This window comes from Peteryoungia ipomoeae, from assembly GCF_004912165.1.
GTDB lineage: Bacteria > Pseudomonadota > Alphaproteobacteria > Rhizobiales > Rhizobiaceae > Allorhizobium > Allorhizobium ipomoeae.
This window is the reverse complement of record NZ_STGV01000001.1, coordinates 60,175-76,442: the sequence shown is the minus strand read 5'-3', so window position 1 is coordinate 76,442 and position 16,268 is coordinate 60,175. Positions and strand designations below refer to the sequence as shown.

The window sequence follows — 16,268 nt, the reverse complement described above, 5'->3', positions numbered from 1 at the left end:
CGAGCCAGGGCCCGGCTTAAACTCACATCAGCTTCTGGCCGTTCGGCACTGGTCGTTCGACACCGGCCAGAACGATTGCGCCGTTTTCGTCGGCAAACCCGAGCGTCAGCACCTCGGAGCGAACGGGGCCGATCTGCCGCGGCGGGAAATTGACCACAGCCAGCACTTGCCGGCCGACCAGTGTTTCCAGCGGGTAATGGACGGTGATCTGCGCCGATGACTTCTTGATGCCAAGTTCCGGCCCGAAATCGATCTTCACCTTGAAGGCCGGTTTACGCGCCTCAGGAAAGGGCTCGGCGTCGACAATTGTGCCAACGCGAATATCGACCTTCTCGAAGTCTGCAAAACTGATGGTGGAGCCGGTAGTTTCGTCCGTCACTGCGAAAGCTCCTCGGCACGCAGACGCGCAGCCTCGATGGCACGATCAAACAATGGCTGCATTCCGTTTTCGGCCATCAGAACGCCAAGCGCTGCCGCTGTCGTGCCGCCGGGTGAGGTGACATTCCTGCGCAAAGTCTCGGCTGGGTCGGGGGACTGGTGCAGCAGTTCACCAGCCCCCGCCACCGTTTCCCGTGCAAGACGCATGGCGAGGTCCGCCGGCAGGCCGGATTTTCGACCTGCCTCTGCCATGCACTCGACGAGATAGAAAACATAGGCCGGCCCGCTGCCTGACAGCGCAGTCACGGCATTGATGGCCGCTTCGCTATCGACCCATTCAACGGGACCTGACACCTTCAAGAGACGATGGACGATCTCGCGCTGCGCCTCGGTCACCGCATCGTTGGCGAATGCACCGGTCACACCACGCCCGATCATGGCCGGGGTATTCGGCATGGCCCGCACTGTCGGCGACGGTCCAAGATGCCGTGCCATCGCGGCAATCGTCGTTCCCGCAGCAACCGAAACAACGGTGGTCGTGCCCGCCATCAAGGGCTTCAGGCCCGGCAGAACCGCATCCATCATCTGCGGCTTGATGGCGAGAAACAGGATATCTGCAACGAGTCCATCGGGCACCTGCGTCAGATGCTGTGCGCCAGCGGCACCGATCTGCTCGAGGATGCGCTCGGACGGGCTGGGATCTAGGACAGTGATCGACGCGCCGGGAATGCCATTCTTCAACCAGCCGGCCAGCATGGCACTTCCCATATTGCCGGCACCAACGAGAACGATCTTCCCAAACGCCCCTTGCATCATTCTCAGGCTTCTCCGACCGTCTCGAACAGAACAGCATCCATGGCGGATTTTGCATCCATTCCGGACCAGACGACAAACTGGAACGCCTGATAATAGGCTTCGCAAGCCTCGACTGCCGATGACAGCAGAACTTCCACCTGACGATTGGTCGGCTCGGCGCCGCCGGCCAGCAGCAGCGACTGGCGGAAGATCACCACGTCCTCATTCCGCCACAGATCGAAGTGCCCCATCAGCACCTGTCCGTTGACATGGGACAAAAGCCGGATCACCTCGTTGAGGCGGGCCTCGGGAATCTTGAGATCAAAGGCAGAAGCCAGATGCAGCGCCTCGAATTCTTCCATCCAGGAAAAGGACACGTGATAATCGGCCCAGCGGCCCGACACCGTCATGGCCAGCTCGTCTTCGCCGGAGCGCTCGAACGACCAATCATTGGTCGCTGCCACAAACTCGATCGTATCGACCGGGTTCGACTGGCGTTCGATATCTAATTCCATGAGGCTCATGCATCACCTTCTCGACCGGACGAGTCCACCCCTTCGGCTAAAGGCCGAAACACGCAGACACCAGAACCGGAGACTGAACTGAAAATGATTCCTGAGAGCCCAGGGTAAAACACGCACCCTGTCTGAAACTTACGCCGACCCGTTTAGAATCATCATTTAAAATCAGTCTATAATTGCGGATCGGAAGCGAAAGCCCCCTTCATGCGTTTTGCAGGTCTGGGCTGTGGATGACGCTTCGGGAATCGCGTTTGGATTGACGGGTAACCGACTCTGCCGATTGGCTTTTTAAGAGCTGTCCACAAGCTGGATTTTTTTTCGTCAAAGGCATGTCCAAAACACGGCGTCAAGGCGCTTCGGCCATCAAAAAACCCGCAGATACAATCTGCGGGCTGCAACGGTGCAAAATGTGACTCGACATGCGAGCAGCGATCAGTCGGCCGGCTTGCCGAGCTTGGCCTCAAGCGCCTCAATTCGGCGCAAAAGCGCATCATTCTCTTCGCGCGCCTTGAGTGCCATGTCGCGCACCACATCGAACTCCTCACGCTTGACCACGTCGAGGCTGTTCAGCCAGCGCTCCGCCTGGGCGTGGAAGGCCGTCTCCACCTCGCGGCGCACCCCTTGCGCAGCGCCGGCGGCATCCGTCATCAGCTTGGCGAAATCATCAAGAATACGGTTCGATCCGGTGGTCATGGCAGGTGCTCCCTTGGGACAAGAAGAGATGAAACAAGACTGTACCCCTGAGGTAGGACGAACGTCACTCCCATGCAAGGTACGAGATGTGTATTGGCGGTTGATCTTGGGGCGACCCGACTGATTCCATCTTGACCGTGCCAGATCGCAACGCCATCTTCGCCCGTCATCAAAGAAAGTTAGCCCTTGTTGTCAGTTCTAGACCTCTTTGCAGCCGTCTCCTTCCCTGCGATCGACCCGGTCGCCTTCTCGGTTGGACCGCTCAAGGTGCATTGGTACGGGCTTGCCTATGTTGCCGGCATCCTCTTGGCGTGGCTTGTGGCGCGCGATCTTCTGCGCAGACCCGGCCTTTGGCGCGATAACACCCCACCCCTGACGCTGCAGCAGGTCGACGACTTCATCCTTTGGGCGGCAATCGGCATCGTTGCGGGCGGACGCCTCGGCTATATCCTCTTCTACGACTTCGCCAATGTGGTGGCGAACCCCTTGCGCATCTTTGCCGTCTGGGACGGAGGCATGTCCTTCCACGGCGGCCTGATTGGCACGACGATCGCCATGCTCTATTTCGCCAGGCGCAACCAGATCCGGCTCCTCAGCCTCTTCGATCTCGTCGCCTGCGTGGCACCGATCGGCCTTTTCTTCGGGCGCCTCGCCAATTTCGTCAACGGCGAGCTGTGGGGGCGTCCGTCGGACGTTGCCTGGGCGATGGCCTTTCCGACGGGCGGCCCCTTCCCGCGCCATCCAAGCCAGCTCTACGAGGCGGCCCTCGAGGGCCTCGTCCTCTTCATCGTCCTGCAGGTTCTTGCGCGACTGGGGCACCTCAAATACGCGGGGCGTATCACTGGACTTTTCGCCGCAGGCTATGCGTCTGCGCGCATTTTCGTGGAATTCTTCCGCGAGCCTGATCCGCAACTCGGCTATCTCCTCGGCGGCTGGCTCACCATGGGCATGCTGCTTTCCCTGCCCATGCTGATGATTGGGCTTGGCCTGTTCGTCCGTTCATTGCGTGCAAACGCCAATTCGGCGCGAGGAAACTGAGCATGGAAACGCCGACCCCGCTGGCAGAGAAAATCAAGGGCCTGATCTTCACCAATGGCCCGATCAGCGTCTCCGATTACTTCGCGCTCTGCCTCGCAGATCCGGAACACGGCTACTATCGCACGCGCCATCCCTTCGGTCGCGCCGGTGACTTCATCACGGCACCCGAGATCAGCCAGTTGTTTGGCGAAATGCTCGGCGTCTTCCTGATCGATACCTGGCAGCGACATGGCGAGCCCGCAGACATCCGTCTGGTCGAAATCGGACCTGGGCGCGGAACGATGATGTCGGACATCTTGCGCGTGATTGCCCGCGCCGCCCCGGCCCTCTACGAAACAGCCAGCGTTCACCTGGTGGAAACCAGCAGTCTCTTGAAGCTGACGCAGCGCGACACCCTGGCAGGCCATGCAGACAAGCTTGCCTGGCACGACAGCTTCGACGAGGTGCCGCAGGGTTTTACACTTCTGGTGGCGAACGAATTGTTCGACGCAATCCCGATCCGCCAATTCGTCAAGACGCCTGAGGGCTTCTTTGAACGCATGGTCGGCCTTTCGCCGGAAGGCGAGCTTGCCTTCACCCTTGGCCCCACCCGCCTGGATCCCGACCTTCTGCCACAGGGCGAAAGCTCGCCTCCGGACGGAACAATCCTGGAATATGCACCGGCCCGCCAGTCGGTGATGCTGACCATCTGCGAGCGCCTGCGCGCCTGCCACGGCACGGCGCTAATCATCGACTATGGCCATATGGTCTCCAACTACGGCGATACGCTGCAGGCGGTCCGCGCCCATGAATTCGATCCGCCACTGGCACATCCAGGTCTTGCCGACCTCACGAGCCATGTCGACTTCGAACACCTGGCGCGCACTGCCGTTGCGGCCGGCATTCACCTGAATGGCTGCATGCATCAGGGCGACTTCCTCCTTGGCCTCGGCATCGAGCAGCGAGCGTCTTCGCTGGGCCGCGGCAAGGATGAGGCAGCACAACAGGAAATCATCGAAGCCGTGACCCGACTCGTCGCGCCTGGAAACGGCAATATGGGCGAATTGTTCAAGGTTCTTGCAGTGTCCATGCCCAGCCTTCACCTTGCGCCATTTCGATCAGGGCATTGACACGCGCGCCCAAGGGCGACACGATCCGGCCGCATGAAAAACACGAAAGCATCGCGTTTTTGCTTATCTTTACAAAAGCTTAAGCCGAAAAACTCTCTCTATTGCGTGTGCATAGCGCCGGAGGACCAGACATGATTCCCCCTGAGACGGCGGCCGCCCCGGACCTTCCCTCCACGATCCAGTCCCCCCTCCTTTCGGAGGGGCGCGAAAGCGGGATACGGCACGGTTTCTTCACCCGCGAAGGCGGCGTTTCCGAAGGCATCTACCAGGGCCTCAATGTCGGCGTCGGCTCTGCAGACAGTCCAGACCGCGTACAGGAAAACCGGCGACGCGTGGCCGGCTGGTTTGCCCAGCCCACAGACCGCCTCGTCACGGTCCACCAGGTTCACTCCCCAGACGTCGCAATCGTCGACGCGGCCTTTGAGGGGGACCGGCCAAAGGCGGACGCGATTGTTACCCGCACGCCGGGCCTGATCCTTGGCGTGCTGACGGCCGATTGTGGCCCGATCCTTTTCGCAGACTGCGAAAATCGCGTCATCGGCGCGGCCCATGCAGGCTGGAAAGGCGCCCTCGATGGCGTTCTCGAAAACACGATCGATGCCATGGTGGCGCTCGGAGCAAACCGCGACACCATTTGCGCCACCCTTGGGCCGTCGATCTCCCAGAGGAACTACGAGGTCGGTCCCGAGTTCGTCGAGCGCTTCGTCGCGCGAGATCCGGTTTATGCGCAGTACTTTATCCCGTCGGACAAACCTGATCATGCCATGTTCGACCTGCCCGGCCTGACGCTTGCAAGACTGGGCGCAGCCGGCATCAAGGCCACGGCCCTTGGACACTGCACCTATTCCAACGCGCAATCCTTCTATTCTTACCGCCGAACGACCCATGCTGGCGAACCGGACTACGGTCGCCAGATTTCGGCAATCGTCATTGAGGAGAATTGATATGGCTTTGCATTTCAACGAGGCTGAATTTCAGGATCGCAAGGCTCGCCTGACCACGCGGATGCGTGAGGAGAAACTCGATGCCGTCCTCCTGTTTGCCCAGGAAAGCATGTACTGGCTGACCGGCTATGACAGCTTCGGCTTCTGCTTCTTCCAGGTGCTGGTCATGAAAGCCGACGGCTCGATGACGCTGCTGACCCGATCGCCGGATGTCAGACAGGCGCGCCAGACCTCCACCATCGACAATGTGCTCGTGTGGATCGACCGGATGAATGCCGATCCGACCGTCGACCTTCGCAATCTGCTGAGCGATCTCGATCTTTTGGGCATGCGCATCGGCGTCGAATATGACACGCACGGCATGACCGGCCGCATTGCCCGCCTCCTTGACGCCCAGCTCAACAATTTCTGCGAAGTCATCGATGCTTCCTACATCGTCAGTGAACTTCGGCTGATCAAGAGCCCGGCAGAAATCGCCCGCGTCAGAGAAGCCGCGGCACTTTCGGATGCGGCTTTCGATGTGGCCCTGCCGCTGATTTCCGCTGGTCGCAACGAAGCCGAAATCCTGTCTGCCATGCAGGCCAGCGTGCTTGCGCAGGGCGGTGACTATGCCGCAAATGACTTCATCGTCGGCTCTGGCGAGGACGCCTTGCTTTGCCGTTCCAAATCCGGCCGGCGTGTGCTTGGCGAAAGCGACCAGTTGACCCTGGAATGGGCAGGAGCAAGTGCGCATTACCATGCCCCGATGCTCAGAACCGTGCTGATCGGCGAAGCAAGCGCGCGCCATCGCGAACTGTTTGCCGCCGCGCTGGAAGGCATGCGGGCGATCGAGGGCGCACTCCGTCCTGGCCACAGCTTTGGTGAAGTCTTCGATGCCCACGCCAAGGTGCTGGATGATCGCGGCCTGACCCGCCAGCGCTTCAACAAATGCGGTTATTCCGTAGGCGCGCGTTTCGCACCGTCCTGGATGGAGCACCAGATGTTCCTGGCCGGCAATCCTCTGGAGATCCAACCCAACATGACGGTGTTTGCCCACATGATCATCATGGACAGTGAGCGCCAGACGGCCATGACGCTCGGTCAGACCTACCTGACCACCGAAACCGCGCCCGAGGCGCTGTCGAGGCACCCGCTGGATCTGATTGTGGTTGGAAACTAGAAACCCGCCATATCCGGGAATTGACACATAAACTGCGCAGGCCGCATAAATCTGCGCGGGCAATGGGGAAAGGATCACCACCGGTGAGACAATCCGTTATCAGGGCGTTTTCGTCCTTTCGACGAGGATCGGCGGGGTTTGCGATACTGGCGTTCCTCAGCGCCTGCAGCAGCAGCGGCGATCTCATGACGCCGCCTGCGGATGTGGGTGACGGTACCGGCAGTGTTGCCTCGGCACCCGCCTATGGCGCCCCCCAGCCGTCAGGCCAATACCAGCAGGTCGCGGCAACGGGCCTTCCCGAACCGGGTTACCAGCAACCGATGCGTGGGCCCCAGAACACGCTTGAAGCCCAGGCTCAGGCACTGGAACAGGGCGAACGCAATCCATCGGCGTCACGCCCTCTGCCGAACGGTGTCTATCAGGAGTTTCCGGCGGAGCCACAGGCGCAATCTGCGCGCGCCCAAAGCCAGCCCGCCAGCCAACCCGTTCGCCAGCCGGCAGCAGCGTCAACTCAACAGGCCTCCCTGCCGCCTGCCTCTGCATCGGCGACGGGATCTGCCGGCAGCATCCGCTTCCTGCCGATCATCGGCGCACCGGTGCAGGCGGTAACGCCCTTGTCGCGTCAGCTTGGCGCAGAAGCGCGTGCCCGCGGCCTCACCATCAGAAGCGCCAATGACTCCAACAGCGAGCATATCCTGAAGGGCTATTTCTCCGCCTTCTCCGACGGCGGCAATGTCACCATCACCTATGTCTGGGATATATTGGACAATGGCGGCGCCCGCCTGCACCGTATTCAGGGCCAGGAAATCATTTCCTCAGGGGCGAAGGATCCCTGGGCGGCTGTACCGGCCTCTGTCATGCAGCAGATCGCGACCAAGAGCATGTCCGAATATCTTCAGTGGCGCACTTCACAGGCGGGCTGAGGCCGTCAGACATACGGGGCGCAAACTGAATGACCGGTTTGCGTCTCTCCCACATCCATTAACCGAAAATATGGGCGCGACGGTCCAAACCACTTGCATTCAGGGGGAACGTCGCTAAAAAGCGCCCATCTCAGCATGGTAACAGGCGGGCCAAAATGAAGGTTTTCGCGGGCAATTCCAATCGGCAGCTCGCCGAGTCCATCTGCAATTATCTCAAAGTTCCCCTCGGCAGGGCCACCGTCCGGCGCTTCGCCGATCAGGAGATCTTCGTCGAAATTCAGGAAAACGTGCGCGGCGAGGATGTCTTCATCGTGCAGTCGACCTCCTTCCCGACCAACGACCACCTGATGGAGCTGCTGATCATGATCGACGCCTTCCGTCGGTCGTCGGCACGCCGCATCACGGCAGTCCTGCCCTATTTCGGCTATGCACGACAGGATCGCCGCGCTTCGGGCCGCACGCCGATCTCGGCCAAGCTCGTTGCAAACCTGATCACCGAAGCCGGTGCGGATCGCGTCATGACGCTCGACCTGCATGCTGGCCAGATCCAGGGCTTCTTCGACATTCCAACGGACAACCTCTTTGCCATTCCGATCCTCGCCCGTGACATCAAGGAGCACTACGACCTCCAGAACGTCATGGTCGTCTCGCCTGACGTCGGCGGCGTGGTGCGCGCCCGCTCGCTCGCCAAGCGCCTCGACGGCATGCTCGCCATCGTCGACAAGCGTCGTGATCGCCCAGGCGAATCCGAAGTGATGAACATCATCGGCGACGTGAGCGGCAAGGACTGTATTCTCGTCGACGACATCGTCGACAGCGGTGGCACGCTCTGCAACGCGGCAGAAGCCCTTCTCAAGAACGGCGCAACCAGCGTCACGGCCTATATCACCCACGGTGTTCTCTCGGGCGGTGCCGTTACCCGCGTCGCCTCCTCGAAGCTCCGGGAATTGGTGATCACGGACTCGATCCAGCCGACGACGGCGGTTCAGTCCGCCCATAACATTCGGGTTCTGTCGACAGCATCTCTGCTCGGCGAAGCGATCAATCGGACCAGCCTGGAAGAATCTGTCTCCAGCCTGTTCGACTGAAAACAGACATCAATTACAATAGAATATAACAATTCCGCCAAGACTTGCATGTCGTGGCGGAATTTTTAATAGTTGCGCTTCAGCTGCTGCGGATTCACGATCCGATCAATCAAAGCATGAAGCAAAACATGGCATTGACAGTTAATGCGCTGCTTGAAAATCCAGGCTTCCATGATTTTATCCTGGAGCAAACCACTGCTTTTTTGACTATACATCGCACAGATCCAAAACTTGCATCTATTTTCGGAACGCATCAACGCTGGATGCTGGCACATGTTGGCATGGCGCAGTATTTCTTGGATGCCCTGAGCGGTGCATCGGAACCCGTGATCGTCATGGCGCGCTATCTGGAACAGGTGCGCCGCTACGAGATTGCCAGCGTCAACACCGCCGACTCCTTCCTGAAGGAAATGGTCGTCTACGGCATAGCATTGCACGCAACGACAGGCGACCGCAGGCACAAGCCGATCATCCCCTCCCCGCGCGCGCTGGAAACATTGCGACATTGGGTTGGCATTCATCTTCATACACTCGACGACATCGACGGCGGCAATCGTCTCGATCGCTTCGAGCACGACCCCGGCCTATTGTGGCATCTGCACCCGCAGATCACCGAACGCCTGCTGAACACACCGTCCATCCGCGTTCCCCCGCCCCGCTATGGACTATTCACCTGGCTGAACAGCGGCGGCGTTCTCGTCGACTGGCTGATGACAAGCGTTAAAAACTCTGAGGTTGTCGATGGGCACTTCCTCACGCAGGTACGGTCCGTACCGCGTCTGGCGGAGATGTTTCGCATCTCGCGAACGCATCTGACGCGCAAGCTGCGGGAAGCGGAAGACATGGGCAGCATCGGCTGGCTCGGCCAGAGGGGGCGGTCCACCATGTGGATCTCGAAAGCTCTGGTGGACGAGTATAATTTCTATCAGGCGCAGAAGCTGTCCGTTATAGATGAAACCTTTCAAGAAGTGGCGGGCCCACCCATGATATTGTCTGCAGTGCAAACGTAACCGTTTCTTAAAGGCGGGCACTGCAAGATCTCCTCAATTTGAGGAGAGATTTCATGAAACAACCGATTGTCGGCGAAAAACCCGCCGGGACTCTGTCGTCTGTCAAGGCAAAATTTGCAGCATTGGTCGTGGGGGCGACCCTGGTCTCCTGCGCAAGCGTCGGTCTGTTGAGCTATGAAATCGGAAAGCGTGGCCTCGTGGACGCTGCCGAACTGCGGCTGGACTCGATTGCCAATAACCAGGTCAAGGCACTCGGCGCCTACCAGACCCGAATTCAGCAGGCCCTGGATGAGATGGCGCAAAACTCGGCCATCGGTGAATCCGTTGAAAACATGGGCACCCTGATCTGGGGCGAGGATGCGCAGGTCCGCGAGACCTTCATGGACAAGAACAAGACGCTTGAAGAGCGTGCCGCGTTTGACGGTGCCACGACCAAGCTGCTTTACGGCGTGCGCCATGCGACCATCCATGGCACCCTGTCTGCGGCCCGTAACAATGCCAATGTTAGCGATATCCTGATCTCCACCGTCAACGGACATTTGATCTACACGGTAACCAAGGACGAGCATTTCCTCTCCCAGATCAGCGATGAGCAGAATGCCCCGATCGCCAAGCTCTACGAAACCGCCGATGCCGGCGAGTTGAACCAGAGCCATCAGCTCGGCTTCGTCGATTTTGCCGCCGAGGGCAGCGCGATGTCGGCCTTCCTTGCCAAACCGCTGGCAATTTCGAACTGGGGTCAGATCGAAAAGCGCGGCCTGATCTTCGTACGCATCGGCGCTGATAAGCTTGCGAGCGTCATTGCTCCTGAAGGTCTTGGCACAACGATTGACGATGCTTTCCTGCTGAACGGCGATGGCGCCTTGCGGTCCGGCACGCTGTCAGGCGGCGGCCAGATCCCCGCGGAACTGGTTGAGGCAGCCAAGGCAGCCTCAGCCGGCTCCGTCGTCGCAGATTCCGGCGACAAGTCCATCTTCTACTCCTACCTCCCGGTCGACCTCTTCGGCCAGAAACACCTGCTGGTAATCGGCCAGGACAAGGCCACGGTTCTGTCGGCCGCCGACGACCTCGCCAAATGGGCAACGCTTGCCACTGTGGCTGTCCTGATCATCATGGGGGGCGTCGGACTGGCAGTCTCCTCCAGCCTTGCGCGCCCGCTGGGTGAGCTGGCCGGACTGATGACCAGACTGAACGACGGCGACAAGGCCATCGAAGTCACAGCCGTCAATCGCCGCGATGAAATTGGTCGTATGGCCCGCGCCCTCGAATCCTTCCGTTTGAGCGCGCTGGAAAAGGATCGTATCGAAGCCGAGTCCGTCCAACGCGCCGATCAGGTACAGACCGAACGCCGCCAGCGCGATGCCGAAAAGGCGCGCAGCGCCCAGGAACTCGAGGATGCCGTCTCCGCGCTGGCAAAGGGTCTGCAGGCCCTGTCCACGGGCAAGCTCGACCTTCGCATCGAGCAGGCTTTCGTGCCGTCGCTCGATCATCTGCGCATCGATTTCAACGCTTCGGTTGCAGCGCTTGAGGAAACGATCCGTTCGATCATCGCCAGCGCCGACACCATTCGCGGCGGCTCGGCTGATCTGCGCAGCGCCTCGCAGGATCTGTCCGTCCGCACCGAGCGGCAGGCCGCATCGCTGGAAGAAGCGGCTGCGGCCCTTGCCGAGATGACCGGCTCCATCAATGACGCCCTCAAGCGCTGCGAGACGGCAGTCTCGACGGCGGCCGGTGCGCTGAGCGATGCCAAGCAGTCGTCTGATGTCGTCAACGAGGCGATCGTCGCGATGCGGCGGATTGAGGGCTCGTCCGCGAAGATCCGCCAGATCATCGACGTCATCGATCAGATCTCGTTCCAGACCAACCTGCTTGCCCTCAATGCCGGCGTGGAAGCTGCGCGCGCAGGTGAAGCCGGCAAGGGTTTTGCGGTTGTCGCCCAGGAAGTACGCGAACTCGCCCAGCGCTCGTCCGCCGCCGCACGCGACATCAATCAGTTGATCAACACATCGACGGCCGATGTGGAAGACGGTGTCGCCCTTGTCCTTCGCACCGGCGAAAGCCTTCACCAGATCGAGGCGAACATTGCCGCCGTCAACACCCATATCGCCGCCATTGCAGCAGCCTCACGTGAACAGTCTGTCCGCATCGGCGAGATCAGCGGCTCTGTGACCGACCTTGATCAGATGACACAGCAGAATGCCGCAATGGTTGAAGAAACCACGGCCTCTGCCTTCAGCCTGGCGAAGGAAGCGGAAGCCATGACCGCAGAGGTCGACCGCTTCACCGTCAGCAAGACCCACCAGCCGATGCAGGTGAGCCGAGCCGCCTGATCAGGTACCCACCGACACAGTCGAGAGATCAACGAGCGCGCAGCGGAAACATCATCCGCTGCGCGCTTCGCGTTTGAGGCAGATGGCCCTTTGGCCGGGGCGAGGTGCCGCGAGGGCGGGGCCGAGAGATCTATTGCAGCTGCAGACGCTTGATCTTCCGGTGCAAGGTCGCACGACTGATGCCCAGGAGCTGCGCCGCCAGCGTCACATTGCCCTGGGCGCGAGAGAGCGTCCGGCGAAGCGCAGCACGCTCCGCCTCTTCGAGATCGGCAGTCCTCTCACCCTTGGTTTCGAGGAGCACATCAGAGGCCGGCAGCCCCGCAGCAATTACCTGATCGTCGAGTTTCAGCGCCAGCCGCGCCGCCCTCGTCGCCCCAACGATCAGATCATCGGCATCGACGGCAAGGAGTGCAGCATTCGACTGCGCCTGCGGCACCATGACCAGTCGCGCCCCTGGAAAGGCTTGCCGGAAAAGATTGCTCTCGACCCTGGTGGCTGCGTCGCGGACGGCCTGGGACAGAATCGCCAGCGTCAACTCAGTTACATCTTTGCGGCAGGTCGAGACATCGAGTGCAGCCGTCACGCGCCCGAGATGGTCGCGGATCAGCGCGGTGACGCAGGAAAGACCGATATTCGCACTCATGAAATGCTGGTCCTGGTGGATGATCACCGGACGCTCGTCGGCAAGACCCGTTCCAATACCGTTCGTGCCGGCACTCGCCTCGCTCCAGACAGTCTGCTGCCAGAGACCCAGGGCCCGAAACGCCTCATCGTCGCCAATCCAGCTGCGACGGTCGATGACCAAAGCCTCCGCGTCGGCAAGCACGATGCAACACCCCGATCGCCCGACAATCTGATAAAGGCGGTCCATTTCCTCAGCGGAACTTCTCAGAAGCACATCCATGCGCTCCCGGGCCTCGCGATACGCCTGATCATCGAGGCGCGTCGGCTTGCGCGTCACCTCCGGCTGTAGCCGATAAAGATTGAGGCATCGGCTCCACGACGCCGCGACCGGCGAGGTTGCAGCGGCAGTGGTATTGTGCGCCGTCTGATAGACGCGCTCGGAATGGCTCAGATCCTGCCGCATCGGCTCCTCCCAAAGCACGACGCCGAGTATGACCGTTCACAATCGCGTTGCAAGGGGGCCAATCTGTTTCGAAATGCCATACCACCTGCATTCACCGATATTGCCGGTGAACACAAGCATTTGTTCCATCGGTGTCAGGCGGCCTTGGTGGTGGGGTTTGGTCCTTCTGTCGTCAGGAAACCTTCGAGGTCCGCAAGGATGAGGTCCGGCGGATTGACGATATCCTGCAACATTTCCACCGGCTCCGGGCGGCCGTAGAAATATCCCTGGACTTGCCCGCAACCCTCTTCGCGCAGGAAGTGCAGATGCTCGAGACGTTCAACGCCTTCGGCAAGCACGGGAATATCCAGGCTCTGCGCGAGAATGATGGTGGACCGCACAATCGCGGCCGACTGGCGGTTTTCCGTGACGCCATCGATAAAGGCACGATCGATCTTGATCTTGTCGAACGGAAAGAGCTGCAGCGTCGAGAGCGAAGAGTAGCCGGTGCCATAGTCGTCCATGGCAATCTTGACGCCGATCGCCTTGAGCTGGCGAATGATGTTCAGCGCATGCTGCTGATCTTCGATAATGCCGCTTTCGGTGATTTCCAGCTCGAGCCTATGCGGGTCAAGCCCCGTTTCCTGCAGAATGGAACGCACCTGCGCCGGCAAGGCAAAGGTTGCCAATTGCTTCGGCGCGACATTGACGGCGATCCGCAGCGGTCGACGCCAGCTTGCTGCTTCCCTGCACGCTTCCCGAAGAACCCAGGAGCCGAGTTCGACAATCAGCCCGCTGCGTTCTGCGATCGGGATAAACTCGACCGGCGAGACATAACCGCGTTCAGGATGCTTCCAGCGCAACAGCACCTCGAAGCCGACGATCTCGCCGGAATGGGTATCGTTCTGCTTCTGATAGAAAAGCTCGAACTCCTGCCGGATAAGCGCCGAGCGCAGATCCATTGCCAGTGCATTCCGTTCGCGCGCCGCCAGATCCATATTTTCATCGAAGAAGCGAATGTTGTTCGATCCCTCCGCCTTGGCGCGGTACATCGCCGTGTCCGCCTGCCCCAGCAAATCGTCCATGCTTTCGGCATTCTGCGGATACACGGAAATGCCGATGCTTGTGCCGATCGACAGGGATTGCTGCTCCCATTCGATGGGGATCGAGAGATCCTCGACGAACCGCCGAGCCAGGACTTCCGCCTGTTCCTTCGTATAGACGGCTGCGGAAACTGCGACGAATTCATCCCCGCCGATCCGGGCCACGAATTCGTTTGACTTCAACCGTTGCGCCAATCGCTCGGAAACGACCCTGAGTACATGGTCACCAGCGGCGTGACCGTGCACGTCGTTCACCTCCTTGAAGCGGTCAAGGTCAAAGGCGAGAACATAGATCGGCCCTTCGCTCACCCGCGGCCGATCAATCAGATCAGCCAGACGTTCCATGAAGGCCGCCCGGTTTGGCAACCCGGTCAGGGCATCATGCAGCGACATGTGGCGGTAACGCTCGACTGCGGTCAGATGCGACTGCCTGTCGAGCGAATATGTCATCGCACCGATTGTCAGAATGATCATGGCAACGGCAACGACAACGACGCTCAGCATGTTTTGCGGGAGAACGTTTTCCGGCATCGCCGCCGCAGCATCCGGCAGGATGGTAACGCCCGTCATACCAATGAAGTGCGTAAGGGCAATCGCGAGGATCATCGCAAGCGTTGCGCCGTGTCGGCAAAAGCGTGTGAGCGGTCGGGCGATACGGCTCGTTGCGAGCGCGCCGAACAGCGCTGAAGCGATCAGGGAGGTCGTCGTGTAGGCAGTGTTCCAGGCAAGTTCACCCTGAACCTCATAGCCGGACATCCCGACATAGTGCATGGCGGCGATACCAAGACCCAAGACGACACCGCCCGCTTCCACCAGCGGGCCGCGCGACGTCAGCGCCGCGATGGCAAAACCGGCGCCCGTCACGGCAACCGACAGCACCAATGAACTGAGCGTCGCGACCGGCTCATAGCCAACGACGACGTCGCTGCGATACCCCAGCATGGCAATGAAATGGGTTGACCAGATGGTCGCCCCGCCAATGAAGCTGGTCAGCACGATCCAGGTCACGCGCTGCGCCTGCACGGTGTTCCGCACCCGTCCGAAGAGGCGCATTGTCAAATGCGATCCCAGCACGCAAACCAATACGGCCACGATCAGGAGAACGGGATCGTGGTCTACCGCGATGCAGCTGATGACGGAATACATAAATGGAGGCCCTCTGGAGTAAGAAAGCAGCATAGCTGGAGCCCCTTGCGGAATGCTAAGGAGATATGGTTACCAGCGCCCCAACGCGCGGACCGCGCCATCTCGGTCTGGAACGTAAAGCCCCGCTGTTCGGGGAAATCCTTGCCATTCGAGCGCAACTGGTCTATAGGCCCCCCGTCCGCGCAGACACCCTTGGAGGCAACGCGGATGGAGTCCTTTGGGCTTCCGGTCCTGATCGCCGCAAAAGCGCGGCCATTGGGGCTCTCCAGTAACTTGAAAGGAAAAGCCATGAGCCACGATACTTACGAGCTCAAGGCCGTAGCACGCGAACGGGTTGGTAAGGGGTCCTCCCGCGAACTTCGCCGCAACGGTTTGATCCCGGCTGTCATCTATGGTGACAAGCAGGCCCCGATTTCGATCTCGATCAACACGAACGAGATCACCAAGCGCATCCATGCCGGCGGTTTCATGACCACGGTTGCCACCATCGATGTCGATGGCCAGAAGATCCGCGTTCTGCCGAAGGACTACCAGCTCGACGTCGTTCGTGACTTCACGATGCATGTCGACTTCCTGCGCGTCTCGGCAAACAGCCAGGTTTCGGTTCAGGTTCCGGTTCACTTCGTCAACGAAGAGAAGTCCGCAATCAAGACCGGCGCCGTCCTCAACATCGTTCGTCACGAAGTTGAGCTGCACTGCCCGGCTTCCGACATCCCGGAATTCATCACCGTGGATCTCGCTGGTCTGAAGGTTGGCGATGCCGTCCACATTTCGGCTGTCAAGCTGCCGAAGGGCGTCACCCCTGTGATCGGCGACCGCGACTTCACCATCGCCACCATTGTTGCTCCGGCAGCTGGCGTTGCAGAAGAAGAAGCTCCGGAAGCCTGATTCTGGCGCGTTTTTGTGCATTCGGCCCGCCCTTCCCGGCGGGCCGTTTTGTTTTAGGCGACAATCCATTAGCGGCT

Annotated in this window: 15 protein-coding genes; 9 read left to right on the top strand and 6 right to left on the bottom strand. The window is 60.1% G+C overall.

The features are described 5' to 3' along the window. Positions 1 to 22: 22 nt before the first annotated feature. The 4 genes from FAA97_RS00375 to FAA97_RS00360 form a co-directional block, all read right to left on the bottom strand. Positions 23 to 379, bottom strand: coding sequence for a tRNA-binding protein (locus FAA97_RS00375; protein WP_206109928.1), 357 nt, complete (start codon positions 377 to 379; stop codon positions 23 to 25). Next, complete coding sequence (proC, locus tag FAA97_RS00370) at positions 376 to 1,194, bottom strand: pyrroline-5-carboxylate reductase (RefSeq protein ID WP_136596555.1); 819 nt, start codon at positions 1,192 to 1,194, stop codon at positions 376 to 378. The genes FAA97_RS00375 and proC overlap by 4 nt, the downstream gene beginning before the upstream one ends. Before the next feature lie 2 nt (positions 1,195 to 1,196). Beyond that, positions 1,197 to 1,697 carry a type III secretion system chaperone family protein gene (locus FAA97_RS00365; RefSeq protein WP_136596554.1) on the bottom strand — a complete coding sequence of 167 codons (501 nt, stop codon included), beginning with the start codon at positions 1,695 to 1,697 and terminating at the stop codon, positions 1,197 to 1,199. A gap of 429 nt (positions 1,698 to 2,126) precedes the next feature. After that, entirely contained in the window at positions 2,127 to 2,387 is a 261-nt protein-coding gene (locus FAA97_RS00360; protein WP_136596553.1) for an accessory factor UbiK family protein, read from the bottom strand. A 186-nt stretch (positions 2,388 to 2,573) separates the two neighbouring features. On the opposite strand from FAA97_RS00360, the gene lgt reads away from it, so the two are divergent. The 8 genes from lgt (at position 2,574) to FAA97_RS00320 (ending at position 11,988) form a co-directional block, all read left to right on the top strand. Next, complete coding sequence (gene lgt / locus FAA97_RS00355; RefSeq protein ID WP_136596552.1) at positions 2,574 to 3,425, top strand: prolipoprotein diacylglyceryl transferase; 852 nt, start codon at positions 2,574 to 2,576, stop codon at positions 3,423 to 3,425. 2 nt (positions 3,426 to 3,427) lie between these two features. Continuing rightward, a complete protein-coding gene (locus tag FAA97_RS00350; protein ID WP_136596551.1) occupies positions 3,428 to 4,534 on the top strand; it encodes a class I SAM-dependent methyltransferase in 1,107 nt (368 codons plus the stop codon). Positions 4,535 to 4,665: 131 nt separating this feature from the next. Further along, entirely contained in the window at positions 4,666 to 5,478 is an 813-nt protein-coding gene (gene pgeF / locus FAA97_RS00345; RefSeq protein ID WP_136596550.1) for a peptidoglycan editing factor PgeF, read from the top strand. A 1-nt stretch (position 5,479) separates the two neighbouring features. Beyond that, complete coding sequence (locus FAA97_RS00340; protein ID WP_136596549.1) at positions 5,480 to 6,637, top strand: M24 family metallopeptidase; 1,158 nt, start codon at positions 5,480 to 5,482, stop codon at positions 6,635 to 6,637. A 185-nt stretch (positions 6,638 to 6,822) separates the two neighbouring features. After that, on the top strand, positions 6,823 to 7,560 hold the full coding sequence (locus tag FAA97_RS00335) for a hypothetical protein (protein WP_246041304.1): 738 nt from the start codon (positions 6,823 to 6,825) through the stop codon (positions 7,558 to 7,560). A 155-nt stretch (positions 7,561 to 7,715) separates the two neighbouring features. Beyond that, complete coding sequence (locus tag FAA97_RS00330) at positions 7,716 to 8,648, top strand: ribose-phosphate pyrophosphokinase (RefSeq protein WP_136596548.1); 933 nt, start codon at positions 7,716 to 7,718, stop codon at positions 8,646 to 8,648. 53 nt (positions 8,649 to 8,701) lie between these two features. Further along, positions 8,702 to 9,658, top strand: coding sequence for a hypothetical protein (locus FAA97_RS00325; RefSeq protein WP_246041303.1), 957 nt, complete (start codon positions 8,702 to 8,704; stop codon positions 9,656 to 9,658). A 53-nt stretch (positions 9,659 to 9,711) separates the two neighbouring features. Continuing rightward, positions 9,712 to 11,988, top strand: coding sequence for a methyl-accepting chemotaxis protein (locus tag FAA97_RS00320; RefSeq protein ID WP_136596547.1), 2,277 nt, complete (start codon positions 9,712 to 9,714; stop codon positions 11,986 to 11,988). Positions 11,989 to 12,118: 130 nt separating this feature from the next. Here the strand turns inward: FAA97_RS00320 and FAA97_RS00315 are convergent, their stop codons facing one another. Continuing rightward, positions 12,119 to 13,075 (bottom strand): helix-turn-helix domain-containing protein, encoded by a 957-nt coding sequence (locus FAA97_RS00315; protein ID WP_136596546.1) that lies wholly within the window; start codon positions 13,073 to 13,075, stop codon positions 12,119 to 12,121. Positions 13,076 to 13,209: 134 nt separating this feature from the next. After that, positions 13,210 to 15,303 carry a putative bifunctional diguanylate cyclase/phosphodiesterase gene (locus FAA97_RS00310; protein WP_136596545.1) on the bottom strand — a complete coding sequence of 698 codons (2,094 nt, stop codon included), beginning with the start codon at positions 15,301 to 15,303 and terminating at the stop codon, positions 13,210 to 13,212. 288 nt (positions 15,304 to 15,591) lie between these two features. Here FAA97_RS00310 and FAA97_RS00305 point away from each other — a divergent pair, with 288 nt between their 5' ends. Beyond that, positions 15,592 to 16,191 carry a 50S ribosomal protein L25/general stress protein Ctc gene (locus FAA97_RS00305; protein ID WP_136596544.1) on the top strand — a complete coding sequence of 200 codons (600 nt, stop codon included), beginning with the start codon at positions 15,592 to 15,594 and terminating at the stop codon, positions 16,189 to 16,191. The last annotated feature ends 77 nt before the right edge of the window (positions 16,192 to 16,268 follow it).